Annotated in this window: 21 protein-coding genes, 1 other RNA gene and 1 pseudogene; 14 read left to right on the top strand and 9 right to left on the bottom strand. The window is 35.9% G+C overall.

What is annotated here, in order from left to right; all coding sequences use genetic code 11:
• Positions 1–238 precede the first annotated feature (238 nt).
• The 3 genes from pnuC (at position 239) to AC07U8_RS16795 (ending at position 3,034) form a co-directional block, all read left to right on the top strand.
• Complete coding sequence (gene pnuC, locus AC07U8_RS16805) at positions 239–823, top strand: nicotinamide riboside transporter PnuC (RefSeq protein ID WP_034614071.1); 585 nt, start codon at positions 239–241, stop codon at positions 821–823.
• A gap of 22 nt (positions 824–845) precedes the next feature.
• Entirely contained in the window at positions 846–1,169 is a 324-nt protein-coding gene (locus AC07U8_RS16800) for a hypothetical protein (RefSeq protein WP_494738329.1), read from the top strand.
• A gap of 704 nt (positions 1,170–1,873) precedes the next feature.
• Entirely contained in the window at positions 1,874–3,034 is a 1,161-nt protein-coding gene (locus AC07U8_RS16795) for a GGDEF domain-containing protein (protein ID WP_315079864.1), read from the top strand.
• Here AC07U8_RS16795 and AC07U8_RS16790 read toward each other — a convergent pair.
• Both AC07U8_RS16790 and AC07U8_RS16785 read right to left on the bottom strand, forming a co-directional pair.
• A complete protein-coding gene (locus AC07U8_RS16790; RefSeq protein WP_239045023.1) occupies positions 3,031–4,305 on the bottom strand; it encodes an MFS transporter in 1,275 nt (424 codons plus the stop codon). The two genes, AC07U8_RS16795 and AC07U8_RS16790, sit on opposite strands and share 4 nt — an antisense overlap.
• Before the next feature lie 194 nt (positions 4,306–4,499).
• The gene (locus AC07U8_RS16785) at positions 4,500–4,703 is read right to left on the bottom strand and encodes an amino acid transport protein (RefSeq protein WP_239045024.1); all 204 of its coding nucleotides are present in this window, start codon (positions 4,701–4,703) and stop codon (positions 4,500–4,502) included.
• Positions 4,704–4,907: 204 nt separating this feature from the next.
• On the opposite strand from AC07U8_RS16785, the gene def reads away from it, so the two are divergent.
• Entirely contained in the window at positions 4,908–5,387 is a 480-nt protein-coding gene (gene def, locus AC07U8_RS16780; RefSeq protein ID WP_004723626.1) for a peptide deformylase, read from the top strand.
• 76 nt (positions 5,388–5,463) lie between these two features.
• On the opposite strand, the gene glpK is transcribed toward def, so the two are convergent.
• On the bottom strand, positions 5,464–6,945 hold the full coding sequence (gene glpK, locus AC07U8_RS16775) for a glycerol kinase GlpK (RefSeq protein ID WP_004723625.1): 1,482 nt from the start codon (positions 6,943–6,945) through the stop codon (positions 5,464–5,466).
• 130 nt (positions 6,946–7,075) lie between these two features.
• Here glpK and ssrA point away from each other — a divergent pair.
• From ssrA to AC07U8_RS16755, 4 genes and pseudogenes are all read left to right on the top strand, one after another.
• Positions 7,076–7,434, top strand: a transfer-messenger RNA (tmRNA) gene (ssrA, locus tag AC07U8_RS16770).
• A 307-nt stretch (positions 7,435–7,741) separates the two neighbouring features.
• Positions 7,742–8,725: an amidohydrolase family protein gene (locus tag AC07U8_RS16765; protein WP_494738328.1), complete on the top strand. Its 984-nt coding sequence runs from the start codon at positions 7,742–7,744 to the stop codon at positions 8,723–8,725.
• 63 nt (positions 8,726–8,788) lie between these two features.
• Positions 8,789–10,134 (top strand): annotated as a pseudogene (locus AC07U8_RS16760) (MFS transporter).
• Positions 10,135–10,222: 88 nt separating this feature from the next.
• Complete coding sequence (locus AC07U8_RS16755) at positions 10,223–11,485, top strand: OprD family outer membrane porin (RefSeq protein ID WP_494738327.1); 1,263 nt, start codon at positions 10,223–10,225, stop codon at positions 11,483–11,485.
• Between the two features lie 56 nt (positions 11,486–11,541).
• Here AC07U8_RS16755 and AC07U8_RS16750 read toward each other — a convergent pair whose 3' ends face one another.
• Positions 11,542–12,429 carry a LysR family transcriptional regulator gene (locus AC07U8_RS16750; RefSeq protein ID WP_494738326.1) on the bottom strand — a complete coding sequence of 296 codons (888 nt, stop codon included), beginning with the start codon at positions 12,427–12,429 and terminating at the stop codon, positions 11,542–11,544.
• 706 nt (positions 12,430–13,135) lie between these two features.
• Here AC07U8_RS16750 and AC07U8_RS16745 point away from each other — a divergent pair.
• Together AC07U8_RS16745 and AC07U8_RS16740 are read left to right on the top strand one after the other, a co-directional pair.
• Complete coding sequence (locus tag AC07U8_RS16745) at positions 13,136–13,597, top strand: hypothetical protein (protein WP_494738325.1); 462 nt, start codon at positions 13,136–13,138, stop codon at positions 13,595–13,597.
• Positions 13,598–13,835: 238 nt separating this feature from the next.
• Complete coding sequence (locus tag AC07U8_RS16740; protein ID WP_105713441.1) at positions 13,836–14,405, top strand: hypothetical protein; 570 nt, start codon at positions 13,836–13,838, stop codon at positions 14,403–14,405.
• A gap of 658 nt (positions 14,406–15,063) precedes the next feature.
• Here the strand turns inward: AC07U8_RS16740 and AC07U8_RS16735 are convergent.
• Positions 15,064–15,534, bottom strand: a complete 471-nt coding sequence (locus tag AC07U8_RS16735) for a hypothetical protein (RefSeq protein WP_494738324.1) — start codon at positions 15,532–15,534, stop codon at positions 15,064–15,066.
• 446 nt (positions 15,535–15,980) lie between these two features.
• Between AC07U8_RS16735 and AC07U8_RS16730 the strand changes: the two genes are divergently transcribed.
• From AC07U8_RS16730 to AC07U8_RS16720, 3 genes are all read left to right on the top strand, one after another.
• A complete protein-coding gene (locus AC07U8_RS16730; protein WP_303577542.1) occupies positions 15,981–16,562 on the top strand; it encodes a DUF4189 domain-containing protein in 582 nt (193 codons plus the stop codon).
• Positions 16,563–16,824: 262 nt separating this feature from the next.
• The gene (locus AC07U8_RS16725; protein WP_419300978.1) at positions 16,825–17,133 is read left to right on the top strand and encodes a hypothetical protein; all 309 of its coding nucleotides are present in this window, start codon (positions 16,825–16,827) and stop codon (positions 17,131–17,133) included.
• An 11-nt stretch (positions 17,134–17,144) separates the two neighbouring features.
• Entirely contained in the window at positions 17,145–17,585 is a 441-nt protein-coding gene (locus AC07U8_RS16720) for a hypothetical protein (RefSeq protein ID WP_494738323.1), read from the top strand.
• Positions 17,586–17,706: 121 nt separating this feature from the next.
• On the opposite strand, the gene AC07U8_RS16715 is transcribed toward AC07U8_RS16720, so the two are convergent.
• Positions 17,707–18,045: a hypothetical protein gene (locus AC07U8_RS16715; RefSeq protein WP_419300974.1), complete on the bottom strand. Its 339-nt coding sequence runs from the start codon at positions 18,043–18,045 to the stop codon at positions 17,707–17,709.
• A 187-nt stretch (positions 18,046–18,232) separates the two neighbouring features.
• On the opposite strand from AC07U8_RS16715, the gene AC07U8_RS16710 reads away from it, so the two are divergent.
• Complete coding sequence (locus AC07U8_RS16710; RefSeq protein WP_419300972.1) at positions 18,233–18,994, top strand: DUF4882 family protein; 762 nt, start codon at positions 18,233–18,235, stop codon at positions 18,992–18,994.
• 194 nt (positions 18,995–19,188) lie between these two features.
• On the opposite strand, the gene AC07U8_RS16705 is transcribed toward AC07U8_RS16710, so the two are convergent.
• The 3 genes from AC07U8_RS16705 to paaZ form a co-directional block, all read right to left on the bottom strand.
• The gene (locus tag AC07U8_RS16705; RefSeq protein ID WP_494738322.1) at positions 19,189–20,430 is read right to left on the bottom strand and encodes an OprD family outer membrane porin; all 1,242 of its coding nucleotides are present in this window, start codon (positions 20,428–20,430) and stop codon (positions 19,189–19,191) included.
• 20 nt (positions 20,431–20,450) lie between these two features.
• Positions 20,451–21,827, bottom strand: a complete 1,377-nt coding sequence (locus AC07U8_RS16700) for an MFS transporter (protein WP_096734980.1) — start codon at positions 21,825–21,827, stop codon at positions 20,451–20,453.
• A 782-nt stretch (positions 21,828–22,609) separates the two neighbouring features.
• Entirely contained in the window at positions 22,610–24,679 is a 2,070-nt protein-coding gene (paaZ, locus tag AC07U8_RS16695; protein WP_494738612.1) for a phenylacetic acid degradation bifunctional protein PaaZ, read from the bottom strand.
• Between the last annotated feature and the right edge of the window lie 155 nt (positions 24,680–24,834).

The raw sequence follows: 24,834 nt of genomic DNA, 5'->3' as shown, positions 1-24,834 counted from the left end.
ATACGATTTTAAAAATCAATACGCTATAAACTGTGATTTAAGGCTAATTATTTAATTTTTTACGAATTTATATTGTTATCGTAACGATTATGCAAAAAATAAAACAACAGCATTTTTTGTGAGTTTTAATTCAAAAAATTATATTAAAGATTTCGTTCTCAATTTTAGTTCTGGTTTTGCTTGCAATCATGCCGTATTTTTTCATAATAGCCTTTCCTGTCTTGATTAGCTTTTTACCATGTCACCATTAGAAATATTCGCGGTTATTATCAGTATTATTGGTGTCACATTGACGATTAAGCGAAATATGTGGTGTTGGGTATTTAACTTCTTTGCCTTTGTTTTATATGCCTATTTATTCTTTGAATTTAAATTGTATGGTGAAACAATCTTACAAGTGTTCTTTATGGTGGTGAATTTTTATGGTTTTTATCACTGGCTAAAAGGCAAGCAGCAAGATCATGAGATTCGAATAGAGCCGATAGCCGTACAAACCGTGATTCTGCAAATGATCATCGCAGCTGCTGGAGGGGTAATATTTGGTTTATCGCTACACTATTTTACTGATGCTGCTTTGCCTATGTTAGATTCCCAACTGGCTGCATTTAGTTTATTGGCAACCTATTGGACCAGCCGTAAACATATTGCGACTTGGGTGCTTTGGGTCTTTGTTGATATCGTCTATGTAGGGATGTTTATGTATAAAGAATTATTCCTAACAGCTGCTTTATATGCAGCGTTTGTTGGACTGGCTGCATTTGGATGGTGGCAATGGGAACAGGTTAAAAAGAAACAATCGGCGAGCATGTATAAAGGAATTTAACATCATTATTTAAGGGGCTGCCATGATTATTGATTTTGTTCAAATACAAAAACAAAAGTTTGAAGAACTTGTTGAAAGAATCATGGCTCAACCTGAGCAATATCTCGACTTTGATTCAGTCTCTGATTTTTACAAAGCCCCATGGTTAGATCAGTTCCCACAGGGCACAATGTGGAGCACTTCTGGTTTGGATGATGGCGCAGAAGAATTTTGTATTCAGATCAAATATAGAGCGCTGATTTTTAATATAGAAATTCAATCAACGTCTATCGGTTTAAAATTTAACAGTAAAACTATCAGAGTTTATAAAAAAATAAAAAGCCAAGTTTTTTGGTTAAGCCTTTGAAAAAATATTTTATTTAAATCAAGCTTAAAACTGAATTCAAATGATTTTTGGGTGGTGCTGACACATTGATGTGTGCACTGAATTTAAATGACCATATTGATGGTGTGCAGTTTAAAACAGTATGACAATCAATACAGTGATTTAAGCCAATCTCATTGGATATTTCCAGTTTTTATTCTGCTAAAATGATGTTTCAAATTGTGAGCTTTAAAATTGATTTTTTGAGTATGTTTAAATATAGGTTAAAAATAAATTAGGATAAATTAACAATAAAATTATAAAGGTGAAAAATCTTGTTTTTAAAGTATTTGTATCTAACTTGGCGTATAGCCTAAAATAAGTTAAATGTTGACGGATATATCCAGTAAAATAAAAAACGATTCAATTCTGTCAGCGGAAAAACTTTTTTTATTGAAATATTGGGAAAAAATTAAAATTAAAATTGATAAAATAAATGTGATAAAATGATTATTCTTCAGAAAACATTTGCAAATAATATAAAGGATTAATATTATAATTGGCAGGTTTATTTAGAATAAAAATCTATATTTTAGAAATACACTTATATAAAATTACTGGAGTGTTATATTTAACTGATGAGCAAAGATAAATAAAGCGACGGATAGAAGTTCACAATTTTATGGATTGGTTATTATATGGAACAAAAAAGTAGGATGGCAACACAGTCCTCAACGGAACACTTCATGCATGATGTCATGATCATGAATTGGAGTAATCTCAAGAAGTGTAGCCTTGTTCTATTCTTGGGCGGTATTGCTGTTTTATTGTGGATTGTCTGGTGGTTTTTTAGCAACGCTCAAGTTGAGCTACAAGCTTGGATTAATCAAGATTTTTACCCTATTTATTTACGATTATTATTTTTTGCAGCAATTGGTTTCTTTGCACTTATTTTTATTATTCGTGCTTTAAATAAAAATTCTATTTTTGAAATTATAACTCCGTATATAACCATCGGATATTTTGGTCTTATCTTTGTTTTTGGTGCGCATTGTATTGGCATTTTTAGCCCAGCATCGGTTGCTGGTTATGTCAGTTTGGTCACGGTTGCATTGGTATTATTTGAACGAAAAGTGGTGTATATAATCGTCATTCCAATCACTTGTTTTATGTTAATCAGCCTTGGATTAAGTCTGATGCATAAAATAGCCTATGCACCAATTTTTAGTGAACACTTACAATCCATGTCGGTATATAAAAATACATTTTGGGTGTTTTGCATGTTGTATTTTTATATTCCGATATTTTTAGCAAGCCTGATTTTATTTGAAATTCTCTTGACTCAGTGGCGCAAAAGAGAGCAAATGATTCAGCAAATTAGTGTACTCGATCCGCTTACAGGTATTTATAACCGGAGGAGAATTGGTGAGAATATTGACTTATTAAAACAACAGCAAAGTCCTTTTGCGATCGTGTTATTAGATTTAGATTATTTTAAGAGTGTTAATGATCAATATGGGCACGATATTGGGGATGCTGTTTTAAAACAGGTTGCAAAAATTTTAACTGAAAATATTCGTGAGCAAGATGTTGTTGGGCGATTTGGGGGTGAAGAGTTCATTATTCTCATGAGCAATGGCGCATTAGAAAATGCAATGAGTCTTGCTGAACGATGTCGCCAAGCAATAGAAAAAGAAAAAATTCGATTAGATCATCAGCAGACCATCAAAGTGACGGCAAGTTTTGGTGTTGCAGTATCAACGAATCCTTTTTTAACAACAAAAGAGGAGTTGATTCGTCAGGCTGATCAAGCCTTATATCTGGCAAAAAACAATGGGCGTAATCAGGTTTGTCATTTCTTTGAAATAGAGCTTACCCATTCATTTGGATACAAACAACGCGGTTAAACCGTTTCAAATTTTTTGCGATAAACTAGACTTGTGATAAGGGTAATTAGACAAAGCACAACAATATAGTACACAGCACCAATATCGCGATATAAACTCAACCATTGTACCAATGGTAGGGTTAAGCCACCTGCAATTGCGTATGCAACATTGTATGAAAAAGAAATTCCTGAAAAACGAATTGGGGCAGGAAACATCTTGACCAAGCTATAGGAAACTACACCGACTGTGCCAGAAAATAGACCAAGCAACATGTATAGTCCGAAGATGGTTGAATGAGCGGCATGACCTAAACTGTAATAAAAAAGACCTGCAGTGATTGCCACACTGAGCGATCCTAAACAAATTACGCGCCCAGCACCAAAACGATCAGCGAGCAGACCTGCCAATATACAACCCAACATTTGCATCAGAATTGCCATGCTTTGCATTTGAAATGCATCCGCACGTGGAAAGTTAAAGGTGGTGGTCAGTAAATTGGGGGTAGATAGGATAATCACCACAACACAACCGGTCAAAAACCAAGTAAACAGCATCCCGATGACAACTGCAGATTTATGGGATGCCAAAACTTGTTTGATAGGTAGATCTTTTGAGAGTTCTTTACGCGCCTGCATCGCTTTAAATACTGGGGTTTCTTTCAGATAACTTCTTAGATATAAGGCAATTAATCCAAAAACTCCGCCGACTATAAACGGGAGACGCCAAGCCCAAGCATGGATTTCTGCTTCGCTAAACTTAAGTGAAATAAACAGCGACATCAGTGCGCCCAGTAAGATCCCCAGTGACAAACCAGCGGTAAGCAAACCATTGGCAAAACCAATTTTCTTTGTCGGTACATGCTCTGAAACAAATGTCCATGCTGCAGGAATTTCTCCACCAATCGCAATACCTTGAACCACGCGCATCAACAACAATAACAGTGGGGCAGCTAAACCAATGTCTGTATAAGTTGGCATTAGACCGATAAACAAAGTGGGGAGTGCCATCAGTAAAATGGATAAGCTAAACAGGCGTTTACGTCCTACGAGATCACCAAAATGCGCCATGATCACGCCACCTAACGGACGAAAGAAATATCCTGCGGCAAAAATTCCGTAAGTATTCAGCATTGCCCAAAAAGGACTTAAAGAGCTGGGAAAAAATAGTTCAGCAATGATTTTTGCGTAAAATACATAAATGACGAAATCATAAAATTCGAGTGCACCGCCCAGAGAAGACAATGCAAGGGTTCTTTTTGCTTCCTTATTGAGGCCCAATTTTTCGTCCATGATGATGCAATGCCTTAAAAGAGATATTGAATGTGAATGTAATCATTTTAATTGACTATTTTTTACTTAAAAAATCAATATTTATTTTTATGCATCCTACTTATTTTTATAGGTGATCGAGGCGACTTAAAAATCATTTTTGCTTTAAAAGCATTGCGATAAGCTAGATTCTAATAGATTTAAATATTGATCACTTACAGGCGAATCAGCCATGGGATAACACTCAGAATAATACCGCATACAGACATAATCATTGTATTTTCAATAAAATAAGGAAAAATCATCAAAGTAATGCCACAGATAAAAGGCATGTTCATTCGCTGTCTTTTCCCATAGATAAAATAGCCTAAGCCAATTGAGCTAAAGATCAAGCCTAAGAATAGGGGTGCTGTATTCATTATTTTCCACGATAGACTGGACGTTTGTTATTTACACGATCATGATTAAAAATGGCTTAAAAGACAAGCTGTCATTTGGCTTAGGTAAATAGAAATTCATTTGTACATAACCTACATACTTTTGCACAATAATTGAATTGGAAAGCGCATTTCAAATGCTACACTCATCTTTATTCAATTTACATTTGATCAAGGTACAAGATAATGAGTGCCGTGTTACCTGTCGCCCAACGTGGTGAAGACGTTTTAAAATTAATCGCAGCGCCTGTGGCTGAAGCTGAGTTTTCAAGTACTTGGCTAAACGAATTATCCAAGGCCTTACAGGCCACCATGTTAGAGCGTAATGGTGTGGGGATCGCCGCACCACAAGTCTATGTTTCTAAACAGGTGATTATTGTTGCTTCAAGAGCGAATCCTCGCTATCCAGACGCACCTGAAATGGATGCAATCACAATGATTAATCCTGAAATTTTAGAGAAATCTGAACAGACCATCTTGGGTGAGGAAGGGTGTTTAAGTGTGCCCAATGAAAGAGGGCAAGTGGCTCGTGCTGAAGCAGTTACTGTACAATTTTTCACGCTGACTGGCGAAAAGATTATCCAGCAGTTTCATGGTTTCCCTGCACGCATTGTGCAACATGAAATCGACCATTTAAATGGGATACTGTTTGTTGAAAGACTTTAAACTGAGTAAGCTTGGCTAAAAATATATCTTGAATTTTAGCCAAGCTTTTCTACGTAGAATTGCTAATTGGATATTGTTAATTGGACTTCGCGCGCTGCAAAGCACCATTCCATAAGCTTAGGTGATATTGTCTTTGGTCTGCGCTCATCTTCGGCTCAAAAGCGCGATCTAATTGCCAAGATTCGGAAATTTCACTGAGATTATTAAAAACACCTGCCTTTAATCCTGCCAATGCAGCAGCACCCCAAGCGGTAGATTCTAAAAGTTTAGGGCGTAGCACAGGTACATTTAAAATATCTGCCTGAAATTGCATTAGCATATCATTTTGGCTTGCGCCACCATCCACACGCAATTGTTTTAAGGGCTGTGCGATATCCGATTGCATTGCAGTTAATACATCTGAAACTTGGAATGCAATGGATTCTAAGGCAGCTCTGGCAATATGTGATTTATTGGTTCCACGTGACATTCCACAGAGTAAAGCGCGTGCTTCACTGTCCCAATGTGGCGCTCCTAAACCTGTAAAGGCTGGAACCAAAACGACACCATCTGTAGTGTCAACTTGGCAAGCTAACTTTTCAACTTCAGCACTATTTTTGATAATTCCTAAACCATCTCTTAACCATTGCACAATCGCACCAGCCATAAATACACTGCCTTCTAAGGCATAATGAGATTGGTCTTGGCACTTCCATGCTAAGGTGGTGAGTAATTTATTTTTGCTATATTGAATATCTGTTCCTGTATTGAACAGCATAAAACAGCCTGTCCCATAGGTGTTTTTGGCTGTTCCAGCTTCAAAACATGATTGCCCAAAGAGTGCAGACTGTTGATCACCTAATACGCCACAAATTGGAATTTCCGCGCCAAGAAGCCCTGTGGCGGTATTGGCAATATAACAATCGGATTGGATAATTTTAGGCAGAACACTCGCTGGGATATTAAATAATTCAATTAATTCAGTATCCCATTGCTGTGTTTTTAAATCCATCAGCATGGTGCGTGAAGCATTACTTGCTTCGATGACATGCTCTGAACCTTGGGTTAAATTCCAAATCAACCAACTATCGACTGTACCGAATGCCACATGATTTTGTTCAGCCAGTGCTCTTAAGCCTTGCACATTTTCCAATAACCAAACCAGTTTTCCAGCACTAAAATAAGGATCGATTCTTAATCCTGTTTTATTGTGAATTTTTCCAGATAAATTGTTTTGAACTAACTGATTGCACCAGTCTGTAGCGCGGCGGTCTTGCCAAACGATGGCAGGGGCAAGTGGTTTACCTGTTCGCTTATCCCAAACTACAGTGGTTTCACGTTGGTTGGTTAAACCAAGTGCTTTAATGTCTTTGGCCAATAGTCTTGCCGATGCGATTGCTTGCTGTACGACGGTGATTTGTGTGGTCCAAATCTCCATGGCATCTTGCTCAACCCAGCCCGAATGTGGGGTTTTAATTTGGGTTTCCCGTTGAGCAGAGGCATATACCTTTCCATGCTCATCGAAGATAATTGCTCTGCTAGAGGTCGTTCCTTGATCAAGTGAGAGTAAATAGCTCATCTTTTTTATATTTGTCCCTTGAAAAATAGTGATAGTAGCGCAATTATAGAACTAGGCGCATCATTTGATATAAATGTAGTGAATTATCTGCTTAATTTGCAACAATTATGTTATGATGGCCGTGTTATCTGGGGATGTTATTGGCTTCGACGCCGATGATGAAGCTCATAGATGCATGCCGAGAGCGCATTTTCTCTCGTAAATCAAATTTGCATATTTTAGTCGCAAACGACGAATCTTACGCTCTAGCTGCCTAAGGGCAGTTTGTCCGCTTCACTGAATACTTGTGGTCAGTGGACCCGACTGTAGCGCACGCACACAAGTCCGTATAAAGTCAAGCCTCGGGGCTTTATACTAAACTTAGAGGATCGCGTTTTGTACCCTGTTCGTCGGGTCACTTAATGTTAAAATAATTGACGATATCTAAGCATGTAGTATTCTCGAGTGTAGTGTTGGCGGACGCGGGTTCAACTCCCGCCATCTCCACCAAATTTGTAAATCATGATCTGTCACTTAGTTATATGATGAATCATGAAGCTTAATAAAGCCTTGAAATTTAACAGTTTCAGGGCTTTTTTAATGCCTGAATTTCTATCATGGACATAGACAGGCATTATTTGAAAATCACTTATCTATTTTACATATCGTTTAATTAATATTTGCTAGCAATGTCCAAGTCGATCAAAGCTAATTTAACTTTCATAAAATGAAAGTTAAGTTTCCATAATTAATGTTCTCGTGTTCTTTTGATCCACCTAAGCTACGTCTATACCTTTAATAAATTATGGAGTCGTAAATGAAAGGGAAGATTGCTTTAGAAGAACATTTTGCAATTCAAGAGACACTTGGTGATTCGGAACGATTCTTTGTACCAGATGTTTGGAAAACTAAGCGTAGCCAGTTACTAGACATAACAGGTGAACGTTTACGCCGCATGGATGAAACGGGTATTGAATACTCAATCATTTCTTTAAATGCGCCAGCGATTCAAGCGATACCAGATCCCAAAAGAGCTGTTGAAGTTGCAAAAATTGCAAACGACACCTTAGCGGAATTAATCGCTAAACATCCCGATCGCTTTGGGGCTTTTGCTGCATTACCATTACAAGATCCAGAAGCAGCGACAAAAGAACTCAATCGCTGTGTAACAGAACTTGGTTTTGCGGGTGCTTTAGTAAATGGCTTCTCAAATTTAAATAGTGATGAAATAGCAAAATATTATGATGCTGAGGAGTATTTAGATTTTTGGGCTGAGGTTGCTAAACTCGATGTACCATTCTATTTACACCCGCGTAATCCACTTTTAAGTCAGCAATTGGGTATCAAAGATCATCCTTGGTTAATGGGTCCTGCATGGTCATTCTCAGTTGAAACAGGTGTACATGCACTGCGTTTAATCGGTTCTGGTTTATTTGATAAGTATCCAAATATTAATATTATTTTAGGACACCTAGGCGAGTTAATTCAAAATAATATTTGGCGTACATCGCATTGGGCTTCAGCGAATGGCCGAAATCCACTCGGTGTAAAAGCAGAAAAGCCATTTATTGATTATTTCCGTAAGAATTTTTATTTAACAACAAGCGGTAACTTCCGCACAATTACCATGAAAAATGCAATTGATGAAATTGGATCTGATCGCGTTTTATTCTCAAGTGATTATCCATTTGAAGATATGGAAGAAGCGACGCATTGGTTTGATCATGCCGAAATTGGTGAGAATGATCGAGAAAAAATAGGCCGTCATAATGCACACAAATTATTCAAGTTAAGCATTTAAAGTAGCTCAAGCCAATAACAACGACTGTTATTGGCATTTTTAATGCAGTAAAAGGATTTTATGATGAAAATAATACTAGATATACAGCAAGCCGTTGATACTAGAAAATTATCTCTGCAACAGTGGATAATATTTATACTTTGTTTTTTGGTGATTCTAGCAGACGGTATTGATACGGGGGTAGTCGGGTTTATCGCTCCTGCATTGTTAGATGATTGGGGGATCAGTAAAAATGATCTACGCCCAGTGATGAGTGTTGCCTTAATAGGAATGGCGATTGGAGCAATATTTGCAGGAATATTAGCAGATAAGATTGGAAGAAAATGGGTCATTATTGGTTCGCATTTATTTTTGGTGTTTTAACAATCCTGACAGGTACTTCAAATAACACGACTGAAATGGTGATATATCGATTCCTAACGGGATTAGGACTTGGTGCTGCAATGCCAAATGCCGCAACACTCGTATCTGAATATATGCCAGCACATCGCCGTGCATGGATGGTGAATTTATTATTTTGTGCGTTACCGCTTGGTATTACGATTGGTGGTGTTTTATCAGCAGGTCTGTTATCGAATCATGGCTGGAAAATGGTGCTCTATATAGGCGGGGCTATTCCTGTAGTGGTTGCCGTTGTATCGATTTTTCTTTTAAAAGAATCGCTACATTTTTTGATTAAAAAACAAGGACAAGTCGAAGCATTAGAAATTGTAAAAAATATACAGGGTAAATTTATCGATGCAAAATTAGTTCCTGTTACACCTCTAGATGCTGAATTAAATGAAAAAAATACCAATCCCGTTGGTCTTGTCGTCGGCAAGTTTATTGTACCCTCTGCAATGATGTGGCTCTGCTGCTTTATGAGTTTATTGGTATTTTATGTACTTACAAGTTGGATGCCCACGCTTCTTAAGGAATCAGGATTTACACCAGAACAGTTTAGTTTAGTCACAGCAGTTTTCCCATTTGGTGGTGTTGCAGGAACAATCCTCATTGGTTGGTTTATGAGTAAATATGACGTGAATAAAACCATCACTTTTGCATATTTTATATCAGCCGTATTATTCGTCATAACAGGATTTCTTACACAAAATATTTATTTACTCGCATTGTTTATTTTCTTAGCAGGTGCTGGTTTGGTTGGCGCACAATCCTCTTTGCCATCTTTAGCCGCGATATTTTATCCTGCAGAATGCCGTGGAGTTGGTGTTTCATGGATGCACGGATTAGGCCGTTTTGGTGCTATTTTCGGGGCATTTTTCGGCGCTTATATTTTCACATTTAATCTCGGTATGAGCGGTATTTTCTTCGTACTTGCAGTGCCTATTTTAATTTCGGCGCTAGCGCTTTATTTGAAAGGGCGTTATTCAACTTCTAACGTGACAATTCCTCAAACTTCAAAAGTTTAAATAAAAAAACAATAACGACTACCTCAATTATTTTCAGGTAGTCAGGATTTTTACACCTTAAAGATTTAAGTAAAAATAGGTACATATCATGAAGAATATATTTTTCCTTGGATTCGTCGGCCTCACGACTACGCTTCCCACAATTACAAATGCTGAATTTATCAAAGATCGTAAAATATCGTTAACGACAAAAAATTATTACTTTGATAGAGATTACATAAATAATGTTCCATATCCTGCAGCAAGAGATTGGGCTCAAGGTTTTATCCTCAATGCTAAATCTGGATATACCAGTGGAAATGTAGGCTTTGGTTTGGATGTTCTTGCTTTAGCAGGTTTTAATCTTATGGGAAATAACAAAGATTATGCTGCTTCAGGTTTATTGCCTGTAGATAGAAACAATGAGCGTCCTGATCAAACAGGAGAGTTGCGCTGGACCCTGAAAACCAAAGTAAGTGATTCGACAGTTCATATCGGGACACTTTCGCCGATGTTTCCAGTAATTTTTTCAAGTCCTGCACGGTTATTCCAACAGAATTACCGCGGTGTACACTTGCAGTTTAATGAAATAAAAGATCTTAAGCTTCATGGGTTATATGTCGATCGAGTCAATCATAGGGACTCAACGAACTATGAAAAAATTCGTATAGGAAATATCAATGGCCGATTTAAAACAGCTGCTGAGTCTTCAGGCTTATATATGCTTGGTGCTGAATATCAATTTAGTGAAGGCGTTAAAGCAGATCTATATTACGCAAATTTGCATGATGTATATTCTCAAAATTTTATTGGTGTCAAAACCAAACATAATGTCGGAATCGGTCATGTTCTTGGCGATTTTAGAGCGTTTCTCAGTGAAGATGCTGGAAAAGAATTAGCAGGGAAAATTGACAATCAGCATTTAAGTGGGATCGTCGGTTTAAATATTCAAAGTCATACTTTGAGTTTAGGATATATGCACTCTTTAGGTGATACCGCAATGCCAACATTGGGTCATGCTGAACCCGCAGTATTTATGGATAGTATAAGTGCTGATTTCACCAATCAAAATGAAAAAGTTATCAGTGTTCGATATGATTATGATTTTAAAGATACTGCTTTAAGTGGCTTAAAATTTATGGCGAGATATAGTCATGGAACTGATATTGAAATTCCTCGGTTAAAGGGGGAGTTATTTGAAGAAGACTCTTACGATTTTGATCTAAATTATCGCATACCTCGTGGAATGCTCAAGGGTGTTGGTATCCGTGCTCGCTATACGCGTTATCGTAATGATTTACCTAATGAGAGAATCGTATTCAGACCCGCCAATGAGACGAGGGTCAATGTTGATTACACGTGGCAATTTTAAAGCATAAAATAAATGGAATGTTATCGGCGGTTTGGCTTATAACATTCCAAGGAAATTCAATAATTAATATTGTCTTTGGTAAAGTTAATAAAATCTTTGACAACATCTCTCTTTTTTAATTTTGAATACACCATGTAAAGTGATAATTCAGATGAATGATTGTCTTTAAAACACTCAATTAATACACTATCTTCTAATTCTTGTTTCACCTCGTGATATAAACGATATCCGATACCAAATCCTTGAATCATCCATTGGTGTGTAACTTCAGCATTATTACTTTTTAAATAAGGGTGTACATGAATCTCAAATATTTCGTCATTTATGCTGTATTTCCAATCTTGATATATGTGACGATTTCTTATTAGGCAAATGCAGCGATGATTGAGTAAGTCTAAGGGATGTGTAGGATAGCCAAATTTATTAAAATATTTGGGTGAAGCACAGAATATACGTCTAGTGTCGAGTAAAACCTCTGAGTTGTAGATTACATTATTGGGTTGTTCGAGTTGAAAAAGGATATCGAGTTCATTTTCGACAAGATCCATTTTCGAGTCAGAAAGAATGAGTTCGATTTCTAGATTTGGATGCGGTACGCTGAATTTTGCTATTAAATCACCTAACTTACTGCGACCAAGATAATTTAAGCTACCAATACGTAATTTACCTGCAAAAGAATTCACATTTTGAGAAACTTCGTCATGAACTTGTTTCATTAAAGATGATATGTAAATACTACGATCTAATAATAATTTACCAGCCTCTGTTAAATCAAATTGTCTAGCAGATCTGTTAATAAGCCTCTTACCATAAAAATATTCAAGTTTTGCTAACTTTCTACTTACTGTTGGCAGGGGAATATCCATTTCAATGGAAGCACGCGTCATTGATTTTGATGAGGCTAATGTTATAAAGAAATCTAAATCACTAATTTCATCTTGCATAATTTGCTTTCCGTAGCATAAATCAATTTAATTTTTGCATAGCACACCTTTGTCCAAAATATAATCGATGCTTTTTAAAATTAAATTTGAAGTGTTTGATGAGTTGTTAACTTTTTATTTTTTTCAAAAATCCCATTTTCATTAAAATTTAAAAATAACGATTTGACTTACAATGGTCATTATAACAGTAGTTAGGATGAGTATGAGGAAAATTAATATTTTGAAAAATATAAATTTAATTCATAAACTGTAAATAAAATTGAATAAAAAAGTGTTATGGCTAAATATGTCATAGAAAAATATAATATTAAATATAGAAACCTATTTCTCTTGGTATTTTTAGGTTCAAAGTTAATTATTTTAGCCAATCACAAGTCGAATGTAACTTTGAAAGTTTATGCACTTTTCCAATCAAAATTTTATATCAACATACTTAGAAGAAAATTTACCTTCTATACAATTGTTTTTTGACTATTATTCTTGAGAAATTCAATTTTTCCGCTGAGGATCATTTGAAAGCATGATGGCTTCAAACTATCTTACTAACTCAGTATTTTCTAAAAAATCCTGGTCTCGAATGTTTGCTAAAATTACGAAGAGATGTAAGCAATAATATAATTACAAGTACAATTTGAAAATCACGCACATTACAAATAAGGTATGATACGTAGCGATGACTTTCACTATTTTGAGTTGAGTATACTTGATGAAAAAAATATTAATGTTGCTGATCAGTCCTGTAATTGCTGGTTCTGTTTATAGCGCTGAAGATTGGTCGAAAAAGCCTCAATCCTATGTATTTTTACAAAATGAAGAATCTCAATATGGGAATAACAATAGTGAACATATTGATTTTTTTGAGTTGTCAAAGCAACAAGAGCAAGATCGTATCGCTCAACGTGAGGTAAATGTCGCAAAAATGTATGAAAGTCGGGCAAATACTTCTAATATGAGTCCATTTGAAAGATCTCAATATCTTCTGAAAAATAACGATACTTATGCTTTGAATGCACATGAAAATGAACAGCAGTTAAAATCATTGCAAAAGGCACGCAATAGAGGGGTAATTTCAGAGCGCGATTATCAACAGAAAATGATTAAGCAAAATCAGATGCCTTTAGAACAGAAAAATAATCAACTTAAATATTCAATCCCTGTAGGGGAGTGATGATGAATATCTTTAAGTGTGATTGGTGTTGAACGGGTTTTCTAATGAGTTATGCTTTTAAAGATTAATAATTGGAAAGCTGGTGCCACTTTTTATTTAGTCTCTACAAGTGAATAATAGTTGGGATCTTGTTGGGTAGAATCTAATTAAAAACTAAACCTTCTTTGGAGTGTTTGGTTTTTTAATTAATTATTAGTAACTTATATAAACTTTAAAGTAGATCAAGCTTAATAAAATTATGAATATATTTAAGTTAGCGCGTAGAATTTCACTTGTTGTAGCTGGCCTTGCAATTATTTATGCAATTTATTATGCGACAACGTATAAACCATACTTAATGGTTAGTTACTCCATTTCAGATCCATTATCTAAGCCGATAAAAATAAAAAATGAAGAATTATGTCCTGAAAAAGGTGAATATGTAAATTTTATCAGATCAACAAAGCTAGGTGCCCCTTATATAGTCTATATTTGCTTATTACCAATAGCGTTTGGAGAAGATCAGCAATTGTTGATTCCTTATAAGGTTGATAGTGACAATACGATATATGGGGCAGAAAACTTCAGTGCTGAAGTTCACAACTATAAAAAGAAAGTTGAGGACAGTTTTGTTTTATCTAAAACAGAAAATGCTTCTATTGAAAGAGATACTTCTCATTTGTATTGGAAAAATTGGATAAAAGTTCTTTTATTTCTAATTTTTAGCTTACTTGTATTCCGTAGACTCATATGGTTCATAGGGCTGATTGTTAGGCGAAAAATGGAAATTCCAAGTGGAATGGATAAAAAACCAATGTGTGATATTTAGATTAAATTTTACAAAAACATTTAACCAAGTGGTTTTTATTGGGCGTATTTTGTGAGAAATGAAAATTTGAATATTATAGAATTTAGCTATCACATAGGTAGTTTAGAAATGGAACATAGTGAATCTCAGTTATCATGATTTCTTCAATAGGCAGCTTAATCAAACCACCCAACTTATTGGGGGCAGGTCATAAGATGCTTTTTGCTTGATTTTGCATAGCCCTCAGAGTAGGGGGCTACTTAAAATTTAGAGAAAGTGATGGTTCACTGGATGCTTACGGCTTTACTGAATTAAACCAATAATTATGCATGGCTTGTAAAAATTCTGGTTGTACAGAATATCCTGATGTATCACCAATAATTTCATCATAATCAAACTCATTAAACAATGGAAACACCCCAGCTTTCGCTATCTAACAATTCATCTCTATGATGTGAACTGTATTTATGTGCATTGATTACTTGATTCAATGAAATATCGTTATTATTTTACATTATTAATTTTCCTTAAATCACTGACAGCTCCTCACAAGGAATGTGCTATCGGAAGATTGCAACTGAGTTAGAAGTATCCAAGTTGATTGTTGCTATGGGGATACAATTTCCAGTTGAGCCTAAATCAGATATAAGCTCATTTGAAATTATAGGTTTAAGCTACTCTATTTCTTCTTTTTATCGCAACCGATTACTATGGCATCGGTGATGATGTTCGTTTTATCGGTGTACAGGGTGATATTGCAAAAGTAATCGATAACAGTCCGATTTTCTGTATATCCAGTCTTCCGATATACTGGTTCGCTACCAACTGGCATTTGGCCAACCACGCCGCCGCCACCGATTCCAACCATGGTCGTCTTTTGGCCAATATACTCAACACCTGTCTGCACGAAAACTTTTTCTGGTGTTACATGAGTCTGCACTCGATTCCACCCATAGAAGCCACCACTACCATACGACGATGGACCTAGACCATGATCAGGTTTGCCAAATATTTTAAATGCATTACTGGCTGGTTGCCCGACTAGTTTTTGTGCAGCCACTTCGACTTCATTGGGTTTGGTGGCCAAGGTGGCGCAAGCGCTGATACTAAGCACCATGAGGGTGACACAACTATATTTGAATAAAGGCATGGAAAAGACTCCTAAAATAATCAATGTTATACGTACAGAGCAGAGCGAGATATTAATTCATCATAATTTATTATTTGGTATATATTTCACACGATTATATCGCGTAATTATTAATAGTCAAAAGCCCATCCCCACTAAAATAGTTTAGTGTCAATTTTCCTCTACTCATAGTCCATTGATGATCTTTTTAGAAGGCGCGATCCTCGTATTGAGCGCTGTTTTGAATAAACTTTATTATATTGGGGTTGTTGATTAATATATTGATTTAATTCAAAATATTTCATAAATATCAAGTTGTGATGAGCATGATCATCAGGATAAAAATAAGTAATGCCAATTCAAAATTTGAGTTTAGTGATGAATTGTTCTAAGATTTAGAACGACTAAAAGTTAATTTATAAATGATAGATATTTCACAAAATAATTTACGGCATGGATGAAAAATTTTGGCTAAATACAATAGACCGCAGATCATACAATTTTTTATATCGTTAATTTCTCTTACTCTATTTTCTTTAACGATGTCAGGTGTTGCGCATGCTGAGGGGAATTGTCCTCCGGGCTATTATCCTGTCGGTGGTCAAGGTGTACAAGGCTGTGCGCCTATTCCGAATTATGGAAGCAGTGGGGGATATTCAGCTCCAAGCTACCGGACACCAAGTACAGAAGGTTATGTCGCTTCGGGTACAAATGGTGTAATCGGTGTTGCTACTGCAAAAATTTTTCGCGGAAAGTTAGAAGAGAAAGCATTGCAAGCTTGTGAAAAAAAAGGTGGGACTGATTGCAGAATATGGTTTACCTATGATGACAATCATTGCGCGACTATAGGGCAAGCTGAAGGAACAAATAGATTGTATAAAGCACGAACAACGGCAGGTGAAGTAAGCGATGTTGTTCCAATGTTAGTCCCAGGAAGTAGAAAAGCTTTAGGACGGAAAAAAGTTTTGGAGGCATGTCGTTATGATGGTTTCCCAGAGGCCCAATGCAAAATTATTTATGAAGATTGCCGTAGGCTTAATCTTCCATAAGCGTTTTATTTTGTGATTAAAATATGAAATACAAAGCTTGGGAAGACGTTTACGGAGTCGAGCTGAAATGTTTTTTGGGGATAAATAAACCACCTTCGGGTGGTTTTTGTTTAATGGATGATTCTAGCTTAGCACTAGAAATACCTGCTATTTCGTATAAGCATCATTTTGATAATGGGTAAGTTTTGAATTAGGGTGATCAAGTTTTGTATTGTTTCTTTCTTATGCTTTAATATCAATGTAATGAATGGGTAGAAGACTTGTGCTAGAAACATTAGAGTGGACTTTACCTGATTCTGTCTATGCCCCATATGATTATGAATTAAATAAAGATACAGATTTTAAAAAATTGAATCCTGAGCAACAGGCTAATATTTTAGCTGATTATTTTGGATTAATTGAAGGATATAATCAGATTAATTTCAGTTTAGCTTGGCGAAATCATAAAGCCGATAATTCACAATATATAAGACAGGTAATGCAACTGATTATAAGTAATCCTACAGGATATACACTGGCTTCTAATTCTACTCTGACACCACTAGTTCCTTTAATTTTTTTAATTTACTGAATTATAATCTCATGAAAAATATTAATTTATTAAGTATTTTTTTAATATCAATAATGTTAATTGGCTGTAAAGAGAAACGGGTAGCTGATTTCCAATATGAAATATTAGAAGATAAGAACATTTGTTCATTAAAGCCCCAAGAAATTTATGATTCTAATGAATTTTCAATGTTTGATACATCATTTAAAAATGAAAGTGGAAGTTTCAATGGTGAATTATCAACCAAAATATATGCACAAAGTTTAGAAAATTTATCTAATAAAGATAGTAAATATATTTTCTGTTTTTCAAAAGATATGCTTATGTCAAATTATTTAGAGACTCAGATCCGTATTGAGTTAAAAAAAGGAAAATCCTTTAGACAATATGAATTTATAAATTACTTCTGTCTAAGTAAAAAAAATTCAATTATGAATTTCAATAGTCGGGATAAGAGTATACAAGAATGCTGATTTTCGGAAAATTACCATAATACAGGTGACTTGAAGCCTTATTTTCAATACCAATATTTTACTCGAAGCCGTTCCAGAGTTTAGCACGCTGGAACAGTTTTATCGAATAAGTCTTAAGTTTTTAGAAATGGGCTTTGATCTGTTTATCTGCCGTTCTGCATCGTATTCTTTGCTGTTCTATAGGTAAACCAATGAGTTCATCATAAGCATTCATTACCTGTTCATCTGTAGGGTCAATCTGTTCACGGGAAACCTTACATTTCTTTTGATTTTTTAAAAACAAAGCACTTAAGCTTTTTCCGTAAGTTGAATTTTCATCTTTATCACAAAGACTACTAAGAGCAACTAAACGAGCAAATTTTAATTGTTGAGCTTGGATTTGACATGATGATTTGGATTTTGGTAACTCAGCCCAAGTTCCACCACTAATTAAGAGGGTGAGAAGTAGGAATTTTTTCATTTTTTGATCGTTTATTTTGTTTATTCAATGATAGATTTTTTATTGGAAATAACAAGATTGAGCTACTAGGAAATTAGAAAACTAACTTTTATTTTTTATTGAATAGTTAGTAAATTTTTATCGGATTTATTTCATATAACTCATTTTCTGTTCTATATTTTATTTTCAAAATAACAAGGAATGGATAATGAAAAAATTAACAATAGCACTAGCAACTGGATTGATGAGTATGAGTGGGTGGAGTGCTTGTACTTATAATTTTGATGCGACACAAGTTCAAATATCTGCAGTTTTCTCAGGATTTCAGAGATTCCCCAATATAGTTGGACAAAAGACATCATTTACAACAGCTGTCACTCCAGAGAACTCTCAACAGATGTATATTGCAGCAAATGGTAATGCAATTTCAGGTCAAAGTAATGGTAGTGCTGTTCCACAGAGTGGAATCTTCGCTTATGAATACAAGATTAAAGTGCCAACAACCTTGCTTCCTAATAATGAACAGATATTTATGTATCCTAATTATGCTGATGCTTATTACGATAATGGAAAAGGTCAAATAGTAGCTCTATATGCAAATCATTTACTCGGTAGTACCACTCCAAATAAAGTCACAATTGGCGTGGGGAGTACTGTTGATGGTGCAACAGGTATGATTGAGCTGCCTTTGACAAGTACAACTGATGGATATCAAAAAATTGGTATATATGTAAACCAAGATACAAAGCAGGTTGGTGTTATTTATAATGGTGTTAATAAGGGTTACGTTTCAACAAATCCAAGTAAGATTAATAGCTTAGCTTTTACAAATGGAATGGCTTACTATGGAATAGATTCGACCTCACCTAATATTGGAAAGGTCCATTCAGTAGAACTTATTACTGATAAAAATCAATTCCAATTTACTTATCCAACAGGTACGAAAGATATTTGTGGAAATGTAATTTAAAATATTGTTGTAATGTAAAACTCTTCGATTTTCATAAATGAAAAACGAGTTTTAGTGATTTTAAACAATTAGGCCTAGTCAGACAATATGGCCATATATTAAGCGACAGTCAGTTGAGATAAACGTTTTTTCCTCACATCCATGCCTGATGAAATTCATCAGGCATGGATTGACGCTATTTCGAGACGAGATGATTAGAATTTGTATTGATAATTGATAAAGAAACGATTTTCTGTAAAATCACTTCCATAATCTTGCTGGTAACGTGTAAATAAGTGCTGTAAAGACAGTCCTTTTAGTGCAGGTTGCTGAAAATTATAGGTGGTCAGAACATCAAGTTCGGACTCTTTATTTTTATCACCATTAATCATTTTAATATCCCGCCCAACCGCATATTTTGCAATGCTGTTTAAACCGAGGATGTAATCTTTAAAGTCATAACCATAAACAAAATGCCATGATTTTTCATTTTCTTTAAAAAAGCCGGTGACATTCCAGTTAATAAAATAAAGCTCAGGTAAAAAACCATCAGGCAAAGGGTAGGCGTCCCCAATAATTCGTTGATAACCGACACCTAAAGTGTGATTGTTCAGTTTCAATGTTTCCAATAAACCTACATTTTGGCTATCAATGTCTAAAGCACTGCTATTATCTTGTGAATTAAAATATCGTAATTTTGAATGCAGGGCGATATTGTCAGCAATTGGGTATCGATGCTCCACACCTAAATAGTGTTTATCATATAAATTTTCTAAATGCCCATAGTAATAATTGATATTAAAATCTTTATTCACATCATAAGATAAATTCAGGTAATCCAATCCATCTGAATAATGTTTTATACCTTTCTGCGTATAAGAAAATTTATAAAAATCTTCCTCATTGCGAGGAGAGTTTTTCGACACATGACCAAGTTCGACTTTCAGTTTTTCCTGAATTGGAAATTTTAAGTTCACACCTTGATAAGTCGTTAAAAGCTGACGGCTTGTGTCGATTGCGGTCATGGGTAAATTGAGCCATAACTCACCGACTCTCAATTCTGCCTGATCATATTTAAGTTTAAGTGTACCCCCATATTTTAAATAGTCTGCTGCTTGTTCTTGTTTGACTGGGTCAAAAGGCAATACGGTATCATTGACATGTTTGTCATTGCTTAGACGTACCGCATATTGCACTGAACCATCAACGCCAATTTGCAGAGGATGTTTTAAAATTTCAATGGGTGTGTCATAAAATTGTGAGTGATAAAATAATGATACGCCTTGTGACCAACTCCCCGAATCTTTGACATTTTCTTGGTCAAAATTGCGATCAATATAGGCATTTTTTAAAGTTAATTTCCATTCATCTTTGGCTAACGCTAGTTGTGTAAAAGCACAAGTATTAATGAATATGAGCGTAGTAAAAATCTTTGTAAATGGTGTATTGAATAACATAAGGCATCCTTGACTTAAGTTTATTTCCAGATGAAAGGTGATTTTTTCTGGGTTTCTTCAGCATCAGGTTCTAAAGCAATACCTGTACGGTCTTTAAAAATACAAATCGCTAAAAAAGCAATCACGGACATCACGGTTAAATATGCACTGACTAAATAAATGCCGTTTACTTTGCCAATTAATGCTGCTGCAATTAATGGCGCGAATGCACCGCCAATGATCGAGCCAATCGCATAAGTGATGGATATACCCGAAAAGCGAATAGAAGCAGGGAAGAGTTCAGAATAAAAGACAGCTTGCACACCATAGGTGATTCCAATACCCATTGATAATAAGGCTAGACCAGACATGATGTAGCTATAGTTACCTGTACTGATCAGTGGGAAAAGCACCAGAGCGGTAATGATTTGAATCAATGAACCGAAAATATAAACTGGTTTACGTCCAAATTTATCTGAAAGCACTGCAGATAACCAAGTAAAGAAGGTCCAAATAACGGCAGAAATACTGATCAAGGTCAAAATGATTGGACGCTCTAAATTTAGACCATTTGGATTGGTGGTAAAGCTTTGAATAAAGCCACCAGCAGTCATGTAGCCCAGCGCAGTTGTACCAGCTATCAATAATGCTGAGCTAAAAATGACTTTTTTATACTGTCCAAAAAGTTCACGGATCGGTTTCTGCGTGGTGCCTTTCTGTTTTAATTCCTCAAAAATAGGGCTTTCTTCAACAGAACGGCGAATCCAGTAGCCTAAAGCAAAGAGGAAAATACTGCATATAAATGGAATTCTCCAACCCCATGCTAAAAACTCTTCTCCTGGTGAAACATAGCCAGTCATGATCACTAAAACCAGTGATGCCAGTAATAAACCAAGTGGAACACCGAGTTGTGGGAATGAGCTAAATAATCCACGTTTGTGGGTTGGTGCATGTTCAACGGCCATCAATACAGCGCCGCCCCATTCACCGCCTGCGGAAATTCCTTGTAAAATACGCAGTAAAATTAAAATGATAGGCGCGATGATACCCACGCTGTCGTAAGTGGGTAATAAGCCAATTAGGGTTGTGGTTCCACCCATCATGATTAACGTAGCGGCTAGAACGGTTTTACGTCCAAACTTATCGCCAAAATAACCTGCGATAAATGCGCCAAAAGGCCGAAAAATAAAACTGATCCCTACAGATGCAAAAACCAACAGGGTGGCAAAGGCTGGACCTGCGGGTTTAAAAAACAGTTGATTAAAAACTAAGCCTGCAACAGCGGCATAAATAAAATAGTCATACCACTCTATTGTGGTCCCAACAATCGTTGCTATCGCAATTTTGCGAGTACGTGATGCCGATGAAGTAGGAAGTGCAAGCGTCGAGCCGTGCAATTCTGCTTGAGAGTTTTCCATAGCTTTTCCTTTTTGTATTTCACTTATGCTTCAATCTATTCTTGGTTTTTTGATTGAAACAAAATCCTTGTCGTATTGACTCATCATGAATCAATCGAATAATTATGCTTGAATATTTTTTAAATGGATACATTATTTTTTAAATAAAATAAAAATGGTATCTTTTTAATTTAAATTGGTAATGTTTTTAATTTTAAATAATGATATTAAAATATTTTAAATCAAATAATTGTGAGTTTTGTTGAAGTATTGGTTTGTTTTTTATTTGTAATTTGATACTAAAATTAATTAAATTATGATTTTTGGTATCTTTTTAATGTCTTTTATTCAGTCTTTTGCAACAAGAAAACCCAAATAAACTGATTTGGGTAAATATGATTTTGCAGACGAAGTTGAATCAGGTTTTGTATAAACCCTTATAAGTTATATCTTCACTCAGTCATCCAATCGGTTCAGCTGTAATGTGTGCTGTCGTGTTATCAATCAACGTTGTATCCGTGTGAGCAATCACCTCATCTAAAGTTATTTTGGTCGTGTTTAATTCCATGAATTTTATCTTTATTTAGGCAAATACATCATCACGACCAACAATGTGATTTATTAATGCCGAGATCGCTAACTGAAATTGCATCTGTTCAGTATTTATTCTGAGATAATTTATTCTAGGATATGTTTAAAAAACTCCCCTAAAGCCTAGCTTGATTGCCACACAATGACTGAGGCTAACTTTGGAAATTTAGGGGAGCTGATTCAATAAAAATTAGTTTTAAACAGACATTTAATTAGTCGCGATTGACTAAGGTTAAAATATCGTAAGTGGCAACTAATTCATGACGCTGGTTTTTTACTTTAATGTCCCAAACAACAACGCCGTGGGCTTTTTGGCTTGGGTCTTGTAAAGGCTTCGGAGTTTTTTGTTTACAGGTTAATTCGACTTGAATGGTATCTCCGATTTTAACAGGCTCTACAAAACGTAAATTGTCCATCCCATAGTTTGCAATCACTGGACCTGGTGCCGCATCTACAAATAACCCCGCAGCAGCGGATACGATAAAATAGCCATGCGCAACACGATCACCAAATATTGAGTCAGCCGCAGCAATTTTATCCATATGTGCATAGAAGTGATCTCCACTTAAGCCAGCAAAATTGACAATATCAGCTTCTGTCACAGTACGGCGAGCAGTCAATAGGCGTTCACCGATACGTAATTCATCAAATGATTTTTTAAAGGGATGAACTCGATCTTCAAAAATCTCTGAACCAATAGTCCAACTATGACCAATTTGTGTCATGGCTTTGGGTGAACCTTGGATCGCTGTGCGTTGCATATAATGTTTTACCGCACGTAAACCACCTAATTCCTCACCACCACCAGCACGACCTGGACCGCCATGAACTAAGTAAGGAAGAGGCGAACCATGACCTGTACTTTCTTTGGCATTTTCACTATCTAAGATATGTACACGACCATGCCAAGGTGCAATTTTGGCAATGATCTGCTCTACATTTTCATCCGCATTGCGCACCACAGAAGCAACTAAACTACCTTCACCCCGTGCAACTAAATCAGCCAGCTCTTGAAGGTTTGCATAAGGCATTAAAGTAACAACTGGACCAAAAGCTTCTATTTGATGAATGGTCGTGGCTTGGCTTGGATTTTTACAGACTAAAACCGTCGGTGGATAAAACGCGCCTTGTTCAGGATTTTCAGCTTGAATGGTGAAATCTTGACGAAGGTGGCTACCAAATACAATTTCAGCCTCTTGATTGAGTTGCTCTACTTTTTCAGCCACATCATGTTTTTGTTTTACACTGGCTAATGCCCCCATAGTGACATTTTCACGTTCAGGATTACCCACGACCACATTTTTTAATTTTGTGATTAACCGTGTTTGTACTGTTTCAAGTAACTCTAGGGGAACAAAGGCACGACGGATTGCAGTACATTTTTGCCCGGCTTTTGTGGTCATTTCACGAAAGACTTCTCGTACAAATAGATCGGTTGTTTCCGTAGATGCCTGTTGAGTCAAAATAGCACTATTAACAGAATCTGCTTCCATGGTAAATGGAATTGAATAATGATTTAAATGCGCTGTTGCGCGTAATTTTTGCCCAGTGGACGCAGAACCTGTAAACGTTACTGTGTCTTGAGGGTTTAAATGTTCAAATAAATCATAAATTTGACCGCAGATAAGCTGTAATGCACCTTCTGCTAAGATGCCGCTAGCCAAAATGTCTTTGACAACAGCGTGGGCCAATTCTGCACCTTCCGTGGCCGGTTTAACGATACATGGCACACCCGCCAATAATGTAGGGGCAATTTTTTCTAACATTCCCCAAATTGGAAAATTAAAAGCATCAATATGCACAGCGACACCAGCCTTTGGGCTAAGAATATGCTTTGCACCAAAGGTGCCGTTTTTAGACAGCGGAATCCAAGCATCTTCAACCAAGGCGGTTTCATCGCTGAGTTCACGACGAACTAAACTCGAATAGGCGAATAAAGTTCCGATCCCACCCTCGATATCAATCCAAGCATCTTTACGGGTACAACCTGTTGCTTTGGCGAGTTCATAATAGCTTTCTTTGCGTTCCAGCAAATATTGAGCGACTTGTTTTAATGCATTGGCACGTTGATGAAAAGTCAGTGATGCAAGTGCAGCACCTTTTTGTTTTGCATAATCAACAATGGCTTGCGTGTTGATTCCTTGACTACTCACTTGATAAATGGCTTCACCAGTTATCGCATGATAGACAGTACGGAAGTCTTGCTGAGCGATATATTCTTGTCCATAAACCAAAGAGCTTAATGTTTTAATCGCAGGCTGCGTGGTTGATTTTGTGGTCATTTCATCGGGTTCCGTATGGGGTATTGCCGTATCTAAATCAAGCATTACTCAAACTCCTTTTGTGATACGTTTTAGATGGTTTTCTATTTTTAGTGACTCATAATTTGTCTTTTAAATTTAAAAATGTCAAATTTTTTTAGCTTAATATTGTGATT

The organism is Acinetobacter sp. GW821-FHT01E09 (assembly GCF_059422385.1).
This window is presented reverse-complemented; position numbering and strand designations above follow the sequence as displayed.

Coding starts and splice junctions, on each gene's coding strand:
- glpK (WP_004723625.1), bottom strand. CDS start 6,945: ATGAGCTATTTACTCTCACTTGATCAAGGAACGACCTCTAGCAGAGCA.
- def (WP_004723626.1), top strand. CDS start 4,908: ATGAGTGCCGTGTTACCTGTCGCCCAACGTGGTGAAGACGTTTTAAAA.
- AC07U8_RS16740 (WP_105713441.1), top strand. CDS start 13,836: ATGAATATATTTAAGTTAGCGCGTAGAATTTCACTTGTTGTAGCTGGC.
- AC07U8_RS16765 (WP_494738328.1), top strand. CDS start 7,742: ATGAAAGGGAAGATTGCTTTAGAAGAACATTTTGCAATTCAAGAGACA.
- AC07U8_RS16735 (WP_494738324.1), bottom strand. CDS start 15,534: ATGCCTTTATTCAAATATAGTTGTGTCACCCTCATGGTGCTTAGTATC.
- AC07U8_RS16705 (WP_494738322.1), bottom strand. CDS start 20,430: ATGTTATTCAATACACCATTTACAAAGATTTTTACTACGCTCATATTC.
- AC07U8_RS16710 (WP_419300972.1), top strand. CDS start 18,233: ATGAAAAAATTAACAATAGCACTAGCAACTGGATTGATGAGTATGAGT.
- AC07U8_RS16785 (WP_239045024.1), bottom strand. CDS start 4,703: ATGAATACAGCACCCCTATTCTTAGGCTTGATCTTTAGCTCAATTGGC.
- AC07U8_RS16700 (WP_096734980.1), bottom strand. CDS start 21,827: ATGGAAAACTCTCAAGCAGAATTGCACGGCTCGACGCTTGCACTTCCT.
- paaZ (WP_494738612.1), bottom strand. CDS start 24,679: ATGACCACAAAATCAACCACGCAGCCTGCGATTAAAACATTAAGCTCT.
- AC07U8_RS16795 (WP_315079864.1), top strand. CDS start 1,874: ATGCATGATGTCATGATCATGAATTGGAGTAATCTCAAGAAGTGTAGC.
- AC07U8_RS16790 (WP_239045023.1), bottom strand. CDS start 4,305: ATGGACGAAAAATTGGGCCTCAATAAGGAAGCAAAAAGAACCCTTGCA.
- AC07U8_RS16715 (WP_419300974.1), bottom strand. CDS start 18,045: ATGAAAAAATTCCTACTTCTCACCCTCTTAATTAGTGGTGGAACTTGG.
- AC07U8_RS16755 (WP_494738327.1), top strand. CDS start 10,223: ATGAAGAATATATTTTTCCTTGGATTCGTCGGCCTCACGACTACGCTT.
- AC07U8_RS16800 (WP_494738329.1), top strand. CDS start 846: ATGATTATTGATTTTGTTCAAATACAAAAACAAAAGTTTGAAGAACTT.
- AC07U8_RS16720 (WP_494738323.1), top strand. CDS start 17,145: ATGAAAAATATTAATTTATTAAGTATTTTTTTAATATCAATAATGTTA.
- pnuC (WP_034614071.1), top strand. CDS start 239: ATGTCACCATTAGAAATATTCGCGGTTATTATCAGTATTATTGGTGTC.
- AC07U8_RS16745 (WP_494738325.1), top strand. CDS start 13,136: ATGAAAAAAATATTAATGTTGCTGATCAGTCCTGTAATTGCTGGTTCT.
- AC07U8_RS16750 (WP_494738326.1), bottom strand. CDS start 12,429: ATGCAAGATGAAATTAGTGATTTAGATTTCTTTATAACATTAGCCTCA.